Genomic DNA, 16916 nt, shown 5'->3' on the forward strand with positions numbered 1-16916 from the left:
GGCTCTATAATATTTGTTGGGGTTTCAATAAAATTCAGAAAAAAAGTACACGCACCCCAAACATTCTTTTATACTTGAATTGACGAGAAACAAGATAAAGAATGGGGATGCGTGTAAATGGATTTTATCATGAATATGCCAGGATTAAAAGACTGTAACGTAACAAATTTAGTAGAGCGAGATGGGAAGGTAGAAGTTTATGTGGAAATGGAGCGTAAGCCACATAGTTGTCCGCGATGTGGAGAGGAAACCGAACGCATACATGACTATCGATACCAAAAAGTAAAACATCTGAAATGGTTCGAAAGAATGACTCAACTATGGTATAAGCGCAGACGTTATAGTTGCCCTTCCTGTGGAAAACGATTTTCTGAAGAAAACGGCTTCGTAGAACGATATCAACGCACTTCCGTGGAATGGAATCAAGCGGTCTCTATCCGATCCATCAAAGCAAAAACTTTTAAAGAGGTAGGAGAAACATATGGCTCCTCGGCAACAACCATTGTTAGACGTTTTGACCAATTAGCGGAAACGGAGATTAAAGAGGTAAACTCACTTCCTTCCGTCATAGCGATTGACGAATATAAAGGTGATACAAAAGAGGGTAAATATCAGTTAATTATTGCGGATGGTATCACGAAACAACCATTAGATATTCTCCCAAATCGCTATAAAAAAACCATTAAACAGTATCTCCAAAAACATGGGGCAAAAGTAGAAGTTGTCATTATGGACATGAGTCCAGCTTTCAAGGCAGCTGTTCAGAACGCATTAGGTAAACCTATTATTGTAGCTGACCGTTTTCACTTTTGTCGCTATATCTACTGGGGATTAGACCGCGTGAGAAGACGAGTTCAAAAAGACTTTCATGACTATGATCGTAAGAAATGTAAGCGAATGAAGTATGTATTTCATAAAGCAAAGGGCCGTTTAAAAGATGATGAGCAGTGGCACTTAGAAAGATACTTAAGTATGTCAGATGAACTGAAAGTAGCGTATGAATTAAAGGAAGCTTATCGAGAATGGTTTGAGGAAGCGAAGCTTATGGGGAAAGAACACATCTCCCTAGTGAAAGAAAACCTACAGTCTTTCTATAAAAAGGTAATCGACGCGGAGATACCTGAAATGATAAGTGCCATTAAAACCTTTCAAAACTGGCAGATAGAAATACTGAATAGCTTTGCATACGACTATTCTAACGGTTTTTTGGAAGGTATAAATAATACTACTAAAGTGATAAAGAGAAATGCATATGGATTTAGAAGTTTTAAGCGATTTAGAGCGAAAATCTTATTGGCAAGACAGTATAAAGATGTTGGTGTGCATATAGGATGAGGTGGCGACTAATGTCACCACCCCAACATTTGACGTAGAACCTTTTTTTATTCTAGAACGATACCATTAATTACCTAATTAGATATTACGTTCATACAAATACTATTCCTAAACGAGGAAAAGGGGTTTGAGAGTATGGATAAGGAATTAAACAAAAGTGATGATCACAAATATATCCCAATGACATCTATCCAAAGTAGAATGGGTCAAGAAGTAGCAGAGGACGTATATTATTATACCGACCAGATTGTTAATTTGATTTTTATTGGAGAACCAAATTCAGAGAAGTGGTTTCTAGTTGATGCTGGAATGCCTGAATCAGCTCCAGAGATAATTAAACAGGTGGAGGAACGGTTTGGTGAAGGGAAACAACCAGAAGCGATTATTCTAACGCATGGTCATTTTGATCATGTTGGTGGTTTAGTTGACTTATTACAACATTGGGATGTACCAGTTTATGCTCATCAATCGGAGTTCCCATATCTAACTGGGGAAAAGAGCTACCCAGAACCAGATACAACGGTTGAGGGTGGGATGCTAGCGAAGATTTCTGCTATATATCCGAATGAGCCAATTGACATTGGGTCCCATTTAAAGGCGCTACCAGATGATGGCCAAATTCCTGGGTTAGAGGAATGGAAATGGGTACATACACCAGGGCATTCTCCAGGACATGTTTCCTTATTCCGAGGTCGTGATGGGCTGCTTATTTCTGGAGATGCCTTTATTACGGTGAGACAGGATTCACTTTATAAGGTACTCACGCAAGAACCGGAAGTTTGTGGTCCACCACGTTATTTAACGACGGATTGGCAAGCGGCGAAAGTCTCTGTGCAAACTTTACAAGAGCTTCAGCCAGTAACTGTTATTCCAGGACATGGGGTTTATTTAAGAGGTGCAGAATTAACCTCAGGTCTTACAGACTTAGTTAGGAACTTTGAGAAGGTTGCAGTTCCAGATTACGGAAAATATATATAGGTCCTTAAGCACAATAGTATCTCCTGAAAATATGATTGTGCTAAACTATTTTTATATAAGGAGAGGTGCGGTGCGTTTATGAAAATCGAGATATGGTCGGACTTTGTATGCCCATTTTGTTATATAGGAAAGCGAAGATTGGAATTGGCATTAAATGATTTCGCACATCCTGATAAGGTGAACATTGAATTTAAAAGCTATGAGCTTGATCCTCATTCAAAGGACCAACCCAATCAAAATATCCATGAATATCTAGCTGTTAGAAAAGGAATGTCTGTTGAACAGGCAAAGGAATTAAATGAGAATGTAGGGAGACAGGCAGCGACGGTCGGCTTAGAATATAATTTTGATACTATGCAGCATACAAACACATTTGACGCGCATCGAGTAGCAAAGTTTGCAGAAACTGTACAACGTGGTCAAGAGATGACGGAGAGGTTATTACGTGCCTATTTTACTGAATCGGAGTTGATCAGTGATCCGAGCACGTTAAAAAGACTTGCTACAGAAGTAGGACTGGACGAAGAAAGTGTAGCAGAGTTGTTAGAAACAAATCGCTATGCAAACCGTGTTCGAAGTGATGAGGAACTTGCGAAACAAATTGGTGTCAGTGGAGTACCATTCTTTGTTTTCAATGAGAAGTATGCCGTTTCGGGCGCACAGCCAAAAGAAGTTTTTATAGAAGTGTTGGAAAGAGTTTGGGAAGAAGAGCAGAAAAGTACCTCTTTACAATTGCTCAACCCGACAAACGCCAAAACCTCCTATTGCACAGGCGATGGATGTGAAGTAGAAGAATAAATGTTTTGGTAGCTTGCTAGGTGTCTAGTAAGCTATTTTTAATGCACACTATTTCATCAAATTGTTGAAAAATGTAAGCCGATTATTATTGACGGTTAGTTGATATATGCTATACTCAACTTAGAGATTTTAAATGATAATGAATCTCATTCTTAATTAGAATAACTTGAAGGTAATAATAATTATTATTAATTATTAAAGGGACTTTTCATATGAAATTACGTTATTTAATTATATTACTAGTAATTTTATCTTTTGTATCGGTTTTCATAGGGGTTTCTAGTGTATCCCCATTTGATTTATTTCATTTAACAGAAGACCAGGCCCAAATCTTGTTAGTGAGTAGAGTACCAAGATTAGTTAGCATTTTGATTGCTGGTATGAGCATGAGTGTTGCCGGTTTGATTATGCAGCAGTTGAGTAGGAATAAGTTTGTTTCTCCTACGACTGCAGGTACATTAGATTCTGCTAGATTAGGTGTTTTAGTATCCTTAATGGTATTTACTGCTGCTAGTCCAATACAGCGAATCTTAGTGTCATTTGGATTTGCGCTGATTGGAACCTTTATTTTTATGAAAGTTCTTGACCGAATTAAATTTAAAGATGCCATATTTATTCCATTAGTAGGATTAATGTTTGGGAATATTATCAGTTCCTTAGCAACCTTTATCGCTTATAAGAATGATTTAATTCAAAACATGTCATCCTGGATGCAAGGCGATTTTTCGATGATTATGAGTGGTAATTATGAAGTGATTTATATCAGTATACCAATTATGTTAATAGCATTCTTTTATGCGAATAAATTTACAATCGCTGGTATGGGGGAAGACTTCTCCAAGAACCTAGGACTAAACTACAGGCAAGTGGTAAATATAGGATTAGTAATTGTAGCGCTTGTTACATCATCTGTCGTATTGACGGTTGGAGTTATTCCGTTTCTAGGATTAATTATTCCAAACATCGTTACAATCTATCAGGGAGATCATTTAAAGAAAACACTTCTACACACAGCCTTACTTGGAGCGATCTTTGTACTGTTTTGTGATATCGTTGGTAGAACCATTATTTATCCATATGAAATTCCAATTAGCCTAACGGTTGGTGTAATAGGTAGTGCAATATTTATCTACCTATTATTAAGGAGAAAGAAATATGGCTTATAAAAAGAAAACATTGATTCTCGCAATTGTAGCAATCGCACTAACCCTCTTATATGTCCTTTATGACTTAAAAGGTAACATTGGATATATATTACCAAGAAGAATTATTAAGGTATTGGCAATCGTTCTAACTGGTGGAGCTATTGCATTTGCTACAACCGTATTTATGACGATTACAAACAATCGAATCTTAACACCAAGTGTACTAGGACTCGATTCCCTTTATATGTTAATACAAACGTTTATTATATTTGTTTTCGGTTCCAACTCTATCATTATGATGAGTAGTAGTATTAACTATCTAGTGTCCATTGGTGCTATGATTATATTTTCACTAGTACTTTATCGATTCCTTTTTAAGGGTGAGAAGAATAATATATATTTTCTATTACTCATAGGTATGATTTTAGGTACATTTTTCAATAGCTTTACATCGTTTTTTGAAGTACTAATTGATCCAAATGAATTTATGGTTGCGCAGGATAGAGGATTTGCCAGTATTAATAACGTAAACGAAGATTTAGTATATCTTTCAATCGGAATTATTGTTCTTGTCTTACTTTATTTCTTGCGATTCTATAAGTACTTAGACGTGTTAGCTTTAGGGAAAGATGATGCGGTTAATTTAGGGGTAAGCTATGATTATGTTATAAAAAGACTATTAATTATTGTATCCATATTAACTGCAGTTGCTACGGCATTAATAGGTCCGATTACATTCTTAGGACTACTAGTAGTAAACATAACGTATGAATTTTTGAAAACATACCGTCATCTATATATTATTTTGGCATCTGTTTTTATTAGTGTTATTGCCCTTGTGGGTGGACAATTTATTGTTGAGAAGATCTTCACTTTCCAAACAACAATTAGTGTCATTATTAACTTTGTTGGTGGCGTGTACTTCATATATCTTTTGTTAAAGGAGAATCGATCATGGTAGAGGTAAAAAACCTGTTAAAAACGTACAACCAGAAAAATGTCGTTGATGATGTCAGCCTGAAGATTGAAAAGGGTACAATGACTTCATTCATCGGTCCGAATGGTGCTGGAAAAAGTACCTTAATCTCTATAATCACTCGATTAATAGCAAAAGATTCTGGGGACATTCAAATCGATGGGCAAGATGTTTTAAAAACGGATAGTAATGAATTAGCAAAGAAAATATCTGTGTTAAAACAATCGAACTCCATTAATCTTAAATTAACGGTTAGAGAATTAGTATCTTTTGGAAGATTTCCTTATTCTAAGGGGAAACTGACGAAAGAAGATGAAAAGAAAATTGATGAATCGCTTGCTTATATGGAGCTTGAGGATTTAGAAAATAAATATTTAGATGAACTTAGTGGTGGGCAGAGACAACGTGCTCACATTGCCATGGTTATTGCGCAAGATACAGAGTATATTTTTCTAGATGAACCACTGAACAATCTAGATATGCGCCACTCTACACAAATCATGAAGATATTAAGAAGATTAGTCGATGAATTAGGAAAGACTATTCTAATCGTTATTCATGATATCAACTTTGCGTCCTGTTATTCCGATAATATTGTCGCGTTAAAGGATGGAAAGATTGTGAAACAAGGACGTGCATGTGATGTAATCGATGCATGTGTCTTGAAAGAATTATATGACATGGATATTGAAATTCAAGAAATTGGAGACAAGCGAATCTGTGTCTATTACTAAATGTTTAAGATCTAATGTTGTATAAGAGGATAAGGAGGATTCTATCCTCAAAAAGAAAAAGCCCTTCATAATAGAGGGCGTAAATCTACACCAATCTATTACAAAGGGAACTCACACCTTAATCATACCCTATAAAGTATGGTTGGTAAATGATTATGCCTATATTTAGTGTTTCATTCCAACTGTTTAAATTTGGGGATTTTAGAGCGCTCGAATTCCCATGTTGGCTCATCTGCCGTCGGTTGATTGGACACGATGTACATAAGATGAAGCGGTAAAAAATATAAAGAAAAAGATACCTTTTTGGAGATAAACATCTTTCAAATCCAGGTGATACAACATTAGCTTAATAATAAAACCCAAAAAGGAGAAATACTTATGAAGAAAACCTTACTACTAATTAGTATTAGTATATTGCTTTTCGTTCTTACAGCTTGTGGAGAAACAGAGGAGAATAATGCATCATCCGATTCATCTGAAACAATAACTATTAAGCATGAGCTTGGAGAGACTGAAGTTCCGGTTAATCCAGAAAAAGTTATTGTGTTTGACTTTGGGACACTGGATACATTGGATAAGCTAGGTATAGAAGTAACTGGAGTTCCTAAAGGAAGTATTCCTGATTACTTATCTAAGTATGAAAGTGATGAATATGAGAATGCTGGTTCTTTAAAAGAACCTGATTTCGATAAATTAGCAGAAATTAACCCAGATCTGATTATTATTTCAGGAAGACAATCTACGCTTTATGATCAATTATCGGATTTAGCGCCAACTATTTATCTTGGTGTTGATACAACACGTTATATGGATTCTTTCAAAGAGAATCTGGACGTTATCGGGAAAATCTTCGAGAAGGAAGAAGACATCCAAACCGAGTTAACGGCTATTGAAGATTCCATTGCAAGCCTAAAAGAAAAAGCAGAAGCTAACGATAAGAAGGCCCTAATTATTCTGGCAAATGATGATAAGATTAGTGCTTATGGCTCCAATTCAAGATTTGGTATTATCCATGATGTATTCGGGATTACCCCTGCTGATGAAAATATCGAAGCGTCAACTCATGGTATGAATGTTACTTTTGAATATGTATTGGAGAACGACCCAGATATTCTTTATGTTATTGACCGTAGTGCAGTAGTAGAAGGTGGGAGTTCTTCTGCCAAGCAACTCGTTGAAAACAAGTTGGTTGAAGGTACAAAGGCATATCAAAACGACAATATTATCTACCTAAATCCTGATTACTGGTATCTATCAGGTGGCGGATTAGTATCCGTGAAAGAAATGGTAAGTGAAATTGATCAAAGTTTAAAATAAACCTCAGAGCAACCTACCACCGGTAGGTTGCTTTTCTCTTTCATGGAGAGGGACAGACCCCTTTCTTGCATTACCTATAAAAAATATGATTGAATAGTAATACAACGTAAGGAAATGAGGAAAATACATGAAAAAGTTATTGAGCTTACTCTTATTAAGTTTAGTAGTCACATTGGGTGCTTGTGGGGATGAAGAAGAAGAAAAGACTAACGAAGTGATGCAACCACAAGATATCAAGGTCGAAGAAGATGAAGCTGTTGCAGAAGACAAAGTTGTCATTACAATCAACGATACTGAAGTATTGGGGGACCGATATAATACAACGTATCTTCAAACTAAAATGCGTGCGTACCAATTTGGACAAGATATAGACGATAAAGATAATATAAAGGAAATTACCCTTAATGAGCTCATCGCTCAAGAGTTAATAAAGCAGGAAGCGAAAAATCAAGGTGTAGAAGTTTCTGAAGAAGAAGTACAAGCAGAGTTTGACAAGCTAAAAACACAAGATGAAAAACAATTTAATGCGTACTTAGAGACGTATGATTTAACCGAAGATACGTTAAAAGAACAACTGCGTTTTGGACAGACTCTAAAGCAATACGTGGCTAAAGAGATAGAAATTGAAGAAGTAACAGATGAAGATATTAAAGAAACATATGATGAATTGAAAAAAGATATGGATGACATCATGACTTTTGAAGAAGCAGAACCGATTATTAAAGCGCAACTTACACAGCAACGCGAGGCAGATGCCCTTCAAGTTAAGGTAGAAGAACTAATGGAAAAAGCGGATATTGAAAAGAATATTTAGTCGAATTTTCCGAAAAGAGGCTGGGGTAAAACTTTAACATAAAGAAAAACCGGACTACTATGATCAGAGCAACAACCCCGCTTCGGAAATATACTCCGCTTTCCGTGGGCGGCTGGTGAGCCAGGCTACTACTTGAATAAGCTTCCTTGCTGCCTTGCACCGAGGAAGCCTTCTTCGTAGCGATACTAGCAGACGCAGGTGCATCACGGGGTCTCACCGATGCCTATCCTCCCACTGGAGTCTCCGTATATTTCCGAAGCTAATTTGTGTTAAATCATCCGCATTTTCAAATTCAATTTCTAGTTATGTCTATTTAGATAAGGAAAAAATGATATTTTTATAAATCATGGATTCGTAGACTGTAAGATTTGCCTTAGTTTCCTCACAAATATCTTCATATCATTATCTGTTCCAATGGTTACTCTAATAAAATTTTTGATTGGCTCTTTTGGAAAGTGTCTAATCAAGATGCCATTTTCCTTCAACTTCGTATATAAAAACTCTGCCTTTACATTTTGATGTGAAATGAATACAAAATTGGCTTGTGATGGTAATATACGAAAACCTAGTTTAACTAGCTCAGTAGTAACCCACTCACGCGTATTTATTATTTTTGCTATAATTTCCTCATAGTAGGTAGTGGCATTCATCGCTGCAGTTGCTCCTGCAATGGCGAGACGGTCAATTGTATACGAATTAAAGGAATTTTTCACTCGTTCTAATCCCTCAATTAACTCCGGATTCCCAATGGCATAACCAACCCTTAGACCTGCTAATCCTCGAGACTTCGAAGTAGTTTGTATTACTAGTAGATTTGGATGTTTATGAACAAGTGATACGGCTGATTCTTTTGCAAAATCAATATATGCCTCATCAATAATGACAATATTTGCTTCGTTTTGAAAGATGATTTCTTCGACCTGTTCTATAGGTAATAATATCCCAGTTGGAGCGTTCGGGTTTGGGAAGATGACGCCACCTTCCGACTGATAAAAAGCATTAGTGTTTATAGTAAAATCATGGTTTAAGCTAACCTCTTCAAAATCCAGATTGAAAAGTTTAGCATACACAGGATAAAAACTATACGTAATACTAGGGAAACGTATTTTTTTACCCGGTTCGAAAAAAGCCATGAAGGAAAAGGCTAATACCTCATCGGAACCATTTCCAACAAAGACATTTTCTTGACTTACTCCGTGGACTTTGGCAATTGCTTCTCTAAGTCCACTGACACTTGGAGATGGATATAGCCTTAGTGCCTCTCCAACTTCATGTTGAATAGCTTGCAGGACAGAATCTGCAGGTGGATATGGATTTTCATTTGTATTCAACTTTATGATTGAAGGGTCATTTATTTGTTCACCTGGTACGTAAGGGTCGGTACGATTGACCAAGGAGCTCCAATACTTACTCATACTAATTCCCCGCTTTGGTTAAATGTCTTTTTGCTAATTCTTCTTTAATATCAGAAACGGTGATTCCCATTAATTCCATGAGGACTAAAAGATGATAGGTGAGATCAGCAATCTCCCAGGTGGTTTCTTGGTTATTTTGATTCTTTGCACCGATAATAACTTCACTTGCTTCTTCTCCGACTTTTTTAAGAATCTTATCCATACCTTCCTGGAAGAGGTAAGCTGTATAGGAATTTTCTGTTGTTTCTAGTTTTCTGCTTTTAATGACTTTGGTAATATCCTCAACAATAGAGAAGGAAGGTTCTTTTTCATTCCATAAAGTTTGGTAAAAACACGTTTCCTCTCCGGTATGACAAGCAGGACCTTGGGGGTCCACTTGAATGAGCAGACTGTCAGCATCACAGTCGTATTGAATTTGTTTTACGACTTGCGTATTACCAGATGTTGCTCCTTTATTCCACAGCTCTTCTCTACTTCTAGAGTAAAACCAAGTTTCCTTTGTCTCTAGTGTTTTTTGTAGGGATTCTTTATTCATATATGCTAGCATTAACACTTTGCCAGAAGATTGATCTTGTATAATGGCGGGTATTAGACTGGTTTTCAAAAATAGGTTATTAAGGTCAAGATTATCCATCAAACAACGCTCCTTACAGGGATCTTTTGTTGTGCTAGGTAGTTTTTTAGTGTAGATATTTTAATTTGTTCGTAGTGAAACACTGAAGCAGCTAGTGCAGCATCAGCAATATTGTTACGGAGTACTTGTTGAAAATGCTCTAGACTTCCTGCTCCACCACTAGCAACAATTGGAATATTAACAACATCGGCAATGGCTTTGGTAAGAGTGAGGTTATACCCGTTTTTTACACCGTCTACATCGATAGAGTTAATGACAAGCTCACCGGCACCGAGTTGCTCTCCCTTGATAGCCCATTCCAATGCATCTATTCCCGAATTCAATCTTCCGCCATTTTGAAATACTTGCCATTTCCCAGGTTCTATTTCCTTTGCATCGATAGATAAAACAATGCATTGACTACCAAATTTAGAAGCAGCCTTTTCTATTAGTGATGGGTTAGTAATAGCAGCACTATTAACAGACACCTTGTCAGCTCCAGCATGTAGCACTTGGTTTATATCCTCAATGGTCCGAATCCCACCACCAACCATAAATGGGATATTTATAGTAGCGGCTACACTTTCTACCATATCTAGAAAAATATTTCTTTCTTCATTAGAGGCGGTAATATCATAAAATACGAGTTCGTCAGCTCCTTCCTTGTTGTAACGGATGGCTAAGTCTACTGGATCTGCGACATCTTGTATCGATTGAAATTGCTTCCCCTTCACAACTCTTCCTTTGTCCACATCGAGGCAAGGGATAATTCGTTTAGCTAACATTTCTCGTAACCTCCAGTAATTCAGTGAAATCAACACTATTGTCATATAACGCTTTACCAATAATCGCACCATACAAATTCATATCTGAAAGTTTCTTCACGTCATCATTGCTGGAGATACCTCCAGAAGCTATCACGCGTACAGAAGAGGCGTGTTGCAAGTTTTCTAGTTCTTGGAAGTTTGGTCCTTGCAACATACCATCCTTCGAAATATCGGTATAGATAATGGTTTGTACGCCAATTTGTTCGAGTTGTTTCACCAAATCCACGGCCAACACATTACTCGTTTGACGCCATCCATCTGTTGCTACGAATCCATCCCTAGCATCAATAGAAACCGCAACTTTATCCTTAAAAATATCCACTGCTTGGTTTAGTAGTGAGATGTTATGTACAGCAGCTGTGCCCAAAATGACTCTTTGAACGCCGATGGATAGATAGTTTTCAATTTGCTCCATGCTCCGTATTCCACCGCCAACTTGAATTGGTACGTTAGTGTTAGAAGTGATTTGTTCAATGATTGTTTGGTTTGTGGCATTTCCAGTTTTTGCTCCATCTAAATCCACGATATGTAAAGCAGTCGCTCCTAAAGAAATCCACCTATCCGCCATCGCTAGGGGGGAGTTGCTATAGATTTTTTCTTTTGCATAATCTCCTTGTATGAGCCGGACGCATTTTTCGTTTAAAATATCAATCGCTGGAAATAGAATCATAGGAACATCTCCTTAAAGTTTTTTAAAAGTTGCATACCAATAACACTACTTTTCTCCGGATGAAATTGCATACCAATAATGTTGTCTCGTTGAACAATTGCTGGTACTTCATCCCCATATGTACAGCTTCCAACCACATCTTCTTCCTCTACCTTATTCGCATAATAGGAATGGACGAAGTATACATACGTATCTTCAACAGGGATGTTAGACGTAATTTCATAGCCTTGTTTTAAGTGAAGGGTATTCCATCCCATATGTGGAACCTTAACGGATGTGGGAATTCGCTCAATATGCCCCTTTAATAGACCGAGTCCAACAGTGTTTCCACCTTCATTACTAGTCTCATAGAATAACTGCATCCCTAAACAAATGCCAAGTATCGGCTTGCCGTTTTCTACCTCTTGTTTAATAATCGTATCTAAGTTGGCTTTCTTAAGTTCCTCCATTGCATCTTGAAAGGATCCTACACCCGGGAGGATCATTGCTTTACTGTTTCTAATAATTGTTTCATCTTGCGTTAGGATGTTTGGTATATTTAGTTTCGATAATGTAAATTGAAGGCTTTTGATGTTGCCTGCTCCGTAATCAATAATTGCAATCATCTATAAAAATCTCCTTTAGCTAGAGTGATCCCTTTGTGGAGGGAACTCCAACAATTCTTGGATTTTTGAAACTAGCGATATCCATTGCGCGGCCAAATCCTTTAAATATAGATTCAATGATATGATGTGTATTCTTTCCATAATAAAGATTTATGTGTAGGTTGATTTGAGCTTGATTGACAAAAGCTTGGAAAAACTCTTCTACCAGTTCCGTATCAAAGCTTCCTACCTGATCCTTCAACCCTTCCACATGATAAACAAAATAAGGTCTTCCACTAATGTCTACTGTCACATTGGATAGTGCCTCGTCCATTGGTGTAGTAACGGATTAACGGATGCATAACGGGTAATGCCTTCCTTATTTCCTATGGAATTAGTAAATGCCTTTCCTAATACAATACCGATATCCTCCACCGTATGATGTTGATCAACTTCTAGGTCACCATTACACGTTAGTGATAAATCAAAAAGTCCGTGCTTGGAGAACAGCGTGAGCATATGATCCATAAATCCTACACCTGTATGAATAGTAGATTTTCCTTCTCCGTCCAGATTAAAATCCAACTGAATAGAAGTTTCATTCGTTTTCCGTTTTAGTGAGGCTTTTCTCATCTAGTTCCCTCCTCGTATTTTTATAGATTGAGCGTGAGCCTCGAGGCCTTCTGTATTCGCGAGACATTCGATGGATTTCGAAACTTTACGTAATGCTTCTTTGGAATAGCTAATAATACTAGATTTTTTCACGAAATCGTATACCCCTAGAGGAGATGAGAACTTTGCCGTTCCGTTCGTCGGTAGCGTATGATTAGGACCGGCTAGGTAGTCCCCGAGCGGTTCAGGTGAATAGGCTCCTAAAAATATTGCTCCTGCATTTTTAATCATTGGTATTTTCTCTTCCGGATTAGATACCATGAGCTGTAGATGTTCTGGAGCGATGAAGTTAGCAATCTCATATGCTTCTCGCTCCGAATCTACCAGTATAATTTTTCCGTTATTTCGAATAGAAGCTTGGGCGATGTCACCACGATCTAACAGGGATAATTGATTGGCTACTGCTTGCGCGACTTTATTAGCGAGCGTTTTACTAGTTGTAATACAAATCGACTTAGCCTCTTCATCATGCTCTGCTTGTGATAATAGGTCAGCGGCTACAAATGAAGGATTTGCTTCTTCATCAGCTATAATACAGATCTCGCTCGGACCAGCAATCATATCAATAGCAACATCGCCATACACCCATTTCTTTGCCCGTGCTACATAATTATTACCTGGACCTACTATTTTATAGACTCTATCAACGGTTTCTGTTCCGTAAGTCAGTGCTGCAATAGCCTGTGCGCCTCCCATCTTATAGATGCGGCTAACTCCAACGATGGAAGCTGCTACTAGGACATATGGGTTAATGGTTCCATCTGCCCTAGGAGGAGTAGCTATGCTGATCTCCTGAACGCCAGCAATTTTGGCGGGGATCACATTCATTAATACCGTGGAAGGATAATTCGCCTTTCCGCCTGGAACGTAGACACCGACTTTTTCGATTGGTGTCACTTTTTGCCCAAGAATAATGCCATCTTGATCATCGGTAAACCAGGACGCTTCCTTTTGATTTCGGTGAAAAGCATCAATATTCTCAGCTGCTTGGCGAATAGCGGTTATGAAATTACGGTCCACAAGTCCTTTTGCTTCTTCAATTTCCGCTTTAGAAACAATTAGGTGATCAATAGTTGCTCCATCGAACTTTTCTGTAAGTTCTCTTAATGCCTTATCACCTTCTGTACGGACCTTTTCTAAGATCGATTTCACACGAGTGTCTAGTTCTTCTAAATTTCCTGTGGCGAAAGGGCTTTGATAGGTTTGTAAAAACTGATTTCCTGATATGATTTTCATACTATTCCTCCAAAGCAAGTTGCAGATTTCGAATAAAGTTTTCTATTTTACTAGTTTTTGTTGCAAAGCTAGCTTTATTAGTTATTAACCTTGTACTAATATCTTCTAATTCCTCTAAAACAAATAATCCGTTCTCTTTTAATGTTCTTCCAGTTTCTACAATATCTACAATGACATCTGCCATACCAATAAGAGGGGCTAGCTCAACGGAACCATTGAGTTTGATTGTCTCCGCTTGAATACCTTTCTTTTCAAAGTAATGTGTCGTGATAGAAGGGTATTTTGAGGCTACAACTAGTCGTTTCTTTTGTAGAATGGTTGGTTCCTTTCCGGCAATAACAAACTTACATTTCCCCTCTTTTAAATCAAGCATCTCGTATATATCAGCTGCAGTCTCTAAGATATTATCCTTTCCAACAATGCCAACATCAGCTGCTCCTTTTTCTACGTATGTTGGAACATCTACGGCTTTAACAAAAATTAATTGAACCAATTGGTTGGTATCATAGAAAACCAGTTTTCTGCTCTTTTCATGGAAGTCTTCAAAACAATATCCAGCTTTTTTCAATAATTTAATCGTGCTTGTCGCAGTTCTCCCTTTTGCTAAGGCTAATGTTATGGGTTGCATGGAACCTCCTCCTTCATGGTTTGTAATAAATTCTGAAGTTCATCAACATTTGTAAAGGCTCGCTTGAATCCTCGATAGGAGATGCTGCTTTCTGTGTTGTTAATGGATATGGAATAACAATTACTGTCTAGTTTCACTGTGTTGGATAGAATAGTAGTATAGTTTAAATCTCTTAAACGCTTAGTCAGTCTTAGTGCCTCAGGTGCTTTGTTCTGATCATATTGGATGTAGATTTGCTGTGGTGATATAGGACTGTTTGGGTTGGAAGCAAGTAGTGCATCGACATCATAAGCAAAGCCGATAGCAGGGACTGGATTTGCAAACTGTTCTGCCAGATAATCATATCTACCACCTAGTAATATTGGTTTGCCAATGTTTTCGATATACCCTTGGAAAATAATATCTGAGTAATACCCCATGTTGTTAATCAAGCCTAAATCAATAACGACATAGTCACCAAAACCATATAACGTTAACAGCTCATAGACTTCTTGTAATCTCTCCAATTCTCTGGTCATCTGTGTTGTCAGAGAGAGTGATAATGCCTTTTCTAAAACATCATCCGGTCTACCATATAGAAGCGGTAGTGTTAGTAAAGATTGTTTTACGGAAGGATCAATATCTAATTGGAATAAAAACTCTTCTAAACTCGTGAAATTCTTTGACGTGATGTACTGTTTAAATTGATCCTCTTGTTCGTTGGAAAGGGACAGTATCTTAAGCATTTCTTTCATCACACCAGCGTGACCAATCTCGATTTTGAAACTTGTAAACTCTAAATCTAATAATCCATTAATAGCTAGTGAAATAACCTCAAAATCTGCTTCCGGACGGGCACTTCCGAGAAACTCCACCCCGGCTTGAGTTTTAACATAGCCGTCATTCGAATGAAAAGAGTTGCGAAACACATCGAGTATGTATGCGTATCGAGCTTCTGTTGTCTGCTCATGATGTTGTAATGAGGCTAATTGAGTAATAGGTATGGTGACATCGGGACGTAAGACTAGTACTTTACCATCAGGTGAAATTACCTTTACCATTTCATCAAGTGGTATCGTTCCTTGGACCGATGTATATAAATGATAGTTCTCAAATACAGGGGTAGTAATTTTCTGATATCCATATGTATTAAAGCGATTGGTTAACGTACGAATGAATGTTTCTCTAGCATTAGAAAACTCATCCAAAACAGATTTCAAGTAGGGTTCCATAATAGACTCCTTTAATGAAAAATTTTATACTTTATTGATTTACCACTTTATCACTTTATCTAAGTAAAGTTATAATGTATTCTAATATGTAAGAAAGTAATTGTCAACTATAGGGGGAATCGTCATGTTTGATTATCATGTACATAGTAATTTTTCGGCAGATTGCAAAACACCGATGGAGGAGACTGTTCTAAAAGGGATTGAGTTAGGGTTGAAGGAGATATGTTTTACAGAGCATATCGATTATGAATACCCGGATTCTTCCATTATATTTGAATTTGATTTAGCGTTATATGATCAAAAAATTAAACAAATGCAGGAAAAGTACAGGAATTATATCCACATAAAGAAGGGAATAGAAATAGGGGTGGAGCCTAATTTACTTAACCGATATAAAAAATTGCTTCAAGCCAATGAATTTGATTTTGTTATCTGTTCGATGCATACAACAGACCGTATGGATTTGCACTCTGGAAAGTTCTTTCATGATCGAACGGTAGAGGAAGCATATGCAACCTACTATAAAGAATTATATTACTGTATCCAGAATTTTGAAGACTTCTCTGTATTGGGGCATTTAGATTTAGTAAAACGATATAAACAGGGAAGTAAGAAGAACTTTCATGAAATTATTGCTGAAATATTGAAGGTAATTATTGAAAAAGGAAAAGGTATAGAGCTAAATACATCCGGATTTCGATATGGCTTGAATAGTGGTATGCCGAGTGATGATATTTTAAGGCTTTACAAGGAATTGGGAGGGGAGATTATTACGCTTGGATCAGACTCTCATGTTGCCGGAACGTTGGGATACAAGTTTAATGATTCACTAGAGTTGTTAGAATCGATTGGTTTTAAATACATAGCTACGTTCCTCGGTGGAGAACCAAGCTATCACGCTATTAATCAAGTAAAAAAGTTGTCACATAATTCTTCTAAATAGCCAGGATGGAGCTTTTCATG

The 16916-nt window shown here is 37.2% G+C and carries 17 protein-coding genes and 1 pseudogene; 9 read left to right on the forward strand and 9 right to left on the reverse strand.

Translation table 11 applies throughout. The annotated features are described in order from the left end of the window. Positions 1 to 117 precede the first annotated feature (117 nt). The 8 genes from TE34_RS01865 to TE34_RS01900 all read left to right on the forward strand — a co-directional run bounded on the left by TE34_RS01865 (position 118) and on the right by TE34_RS01900 (position 8097). Positions 118 to 1335 (forward strand): ISL3 family transposase, encoded by a 1218-nt coding sequence (locus TE34_RS01865; protein ID WP_047983024.1) that lies wholly within the window; start codon positions 118 to 120, stop codon positions 1333 to 1335. A gap of 135 nt (positions 1336 to 1470) precedes the next feature. Then, positions 1471 to 2313 carry an MBL fold metallo-hydrolase gene (locus TE34_RS01870; RefSeq protein ID WP_047983136.1) on the forward strand — a complete coding sequence of 281 codons (843 nt, stop codon included), beginning with the start codon at positions 1471 to 1473 and terminating at the stop codon, positions 2311 to 2313. 78 nt (positions 2314 to 2391) lie between these two features. Then, a complete protein-coding gene (locus TE34_RS01875; protein ID WP_047983137.1) occupies positions 2392 to 3111 on the forward strand; it encodes a DsbA family oxidoreductase in 720 nt (239 codons plus the stop codon). 212 nt (positions 3112 to 3323) lie between these two features. After that, positions 3324 to 4277, forward strand: coding sequence for an ABC transporter permease (locus TE34_RS01880; protein ID WP_047983138.1), 954 nt, complete (start codon positions 3324 to 3326; stop codon positions 4275 to 4277). After that, the gene (locus TE34_RS01885; protein WP_047983139.1) at positions 4267 to 5217 is read left to right on the forward strand and encodes an iron chelate uptake ABC transporter family permease subunit; all 951 of its coding nucleotides are present in this window, start codon (positions 4267 to 4269) and stop codon (positions 5215 to 5217) included. The genes TE34_RS01880 and TE34_RS01885 overlap by 11 nt, the downstream gene beginning before the upstream one ends. Beyond that, positions 5211 to 5966, forward strand: coding sequence for an iron ABC transporter ATP-binding protein (locus tag TE34_RS01890; RefSeq protein ID WP_047983140.1), 756 nt, complete (start codon positions 5211 to 5213; stop codon positions 5964 to 5966). Before TE34_RS01885 ends, TE34_RS01890 begins: the two co-directional genes overlap by 7 nt. A gap of 378 nt (positions 5967 to 6344) precedes the next feature. Then, positions 6345 to 7283, forward strand: coding sequence for a siderophore ABC transporter substrate-binding protein (locus tag TE34_RS01895; RefSeq protein WP_047983141.1), 939 nt, complete (start codon positions 6345 to 6347; stop codon positions 7281 to 7283). A 127-nt stretch (positions 7284 to 7410) separates the two neighbouring features. Continuing rightward, positions 7411 to 8097: a SurA N-terminal domain-containing protein gene (locus TE34_RS01900; RefSeq protein WP_047983142.1), complete on the forward strand. Its 687-nt coding sequence runs from the start codon at positions 7411 to 7413 to the stop codon at positions 8095 to 8097. Positions 8098 to 8441: 344 nt separating this feature from the next. Here the strand turns inward: TE34_RS01900 and hisC are convergent, their stop codons facing one another. The 9 genes and pseudogenes from hisC to hisZ all read right to left on the reverse strand — a co-directional run bounded on the left by hisC (position 8442) and on the right by hisZ (position 15953). Further along, positions 8442 to 9512, reverse strand: coding sequence for a histidinol-phosphate transaminase (hisC, locus tag TE34_RS01905; protein WP_047983143.1), 1071 nt, complete (start codon positions 9510 to 9512; stop codon positions 8442 to 8444). A 1-nt stretch (position 9513) separates the two neighbouring features. Next, the gene (gene hisIE / locus TE34_RS01910) at positions 9514 to 10146 is read right to left on the reverse strand and encodes a bifunctional phosphoribosyl-AMP cyclohydrolase/phosphoribosyl-ATP diphosphatase HisIE (protein ID WP_047983144.1); all 633 of its coding nucleotides are present in this window, start codon (positions 10144 to 10146) and stop codon (positions 9514 to 9516) included. Continuing rightward, complete coding sequence (hisF, locus tag TE34_RS01915; RefSeq protein ID WP_047983145.1) at positions 10146 to 10910, reverse strand: imidazole glycerol phosphate synthase subunit HisF; 765 nt, start codon at positions 10908 to 10910, stop codon at positions 10146 to 10148. Before hisF ends, hisIE begins: the two co-directional genes overlap by 1 nt. Further along, positions 10900 to 11622, reverse strand: a complete 723-nt coding sequence (hisA, locus tag TE34_RS01920) for a 1-(5-phosphoribosyl)-5-[(5-phosphoribosylamino)methylideneamino]imidazole-4-carboxamide isomerase (protein WP_047983146.1) — start codon at positions 11620 to 11622, stop codon at positions 10900 to 10902. The genes hisF and hisA overlap by 11 nt, the downstream gene beginning before the upstream one ends. Further along, entirely contained in the window at positions 11619 to 12227 is a 609-nt protein-coding gene (gene hisH, locus TE34_RS01925; RefSeq protein WP_047983147.1) for an imidazole glycerol phosphate synthase subunit HisH, read from the reverse strand. The genes hisA and hisH overlap by 4 nt, the downstream gene beginning before the upstream one ends. Positions 12228 to 12246: 19 nt before the next feature. After that, positions 12247 to 12839 (reverse strand): annotated as a pseudogene (gene hisB, locus TE34_RS01930) (imidazoleglycerol-phosphate dehydratase HisB). Further along, positions 12840 to 14114 carry a histidinol dehydrogenase gene (gene hisD / locus TE34_RS01935; protein ID WP_047983148.1) on the reverse strand — a complete coding sequence of 425 codons (1275 nt, stop codon included), beginning with the start codon at positions 14112 to 14114 and terminating at the stop codon, positions 12840 to 12842. Position 14115: 1 nt separating this feature from the next. Then, positions 14116 to 14742: an ATP phosphoribosyltransferase gene (gene hisG, locus TE34_RS01940; protein WP_047983149.1), complete on the reverse strand. Its 627-nt coding sequence runs from the start codon at positions 14740 to 14742 to the stop codon at positions 14116 to 14118. Next, positions 14730 to 15953, reverse strand: a complete 1224-nt coding sequence (hisZ, locus tag TE34_RS01945; protein WP_047983150.1) for an ATP phosphoribosyltransferase regulatory subunit — start codon at positions 15951 to 15953, stop codon at positions 14730 to 14732. Before hisZ ends, hisG begins: the two co-directional genes overlap by 13 nt. Positions 15954 to 16077: 124 nt before the next feature. Between hisZ and TE34_RS01950 the strand changes: the two genes are divergently transcribed. Next, positions 16078 to 16896 (forward strand): histidinol-phosphatase HisJ family protein, encoded by an 819-nt coding sequence (locus tag TE34_RS01950; protein WP_047983151.1) that lies wholly within the window; start codon positions 16078 to 16080, stop codon positions 16894 to 16896. The last annotated feature ends 20 nt before the right edge of the window (positions 16897 to 16916 follow it).

This window comes from Ornithinibacillus californiensis, from assembly GCF_001038485.1.
Lineage (GTDB): Bacteria > Bacillota > Bacilli > Bacillales > Amphibacillaceae > Ornithinibacillus > Ornithinibacillus californiensis.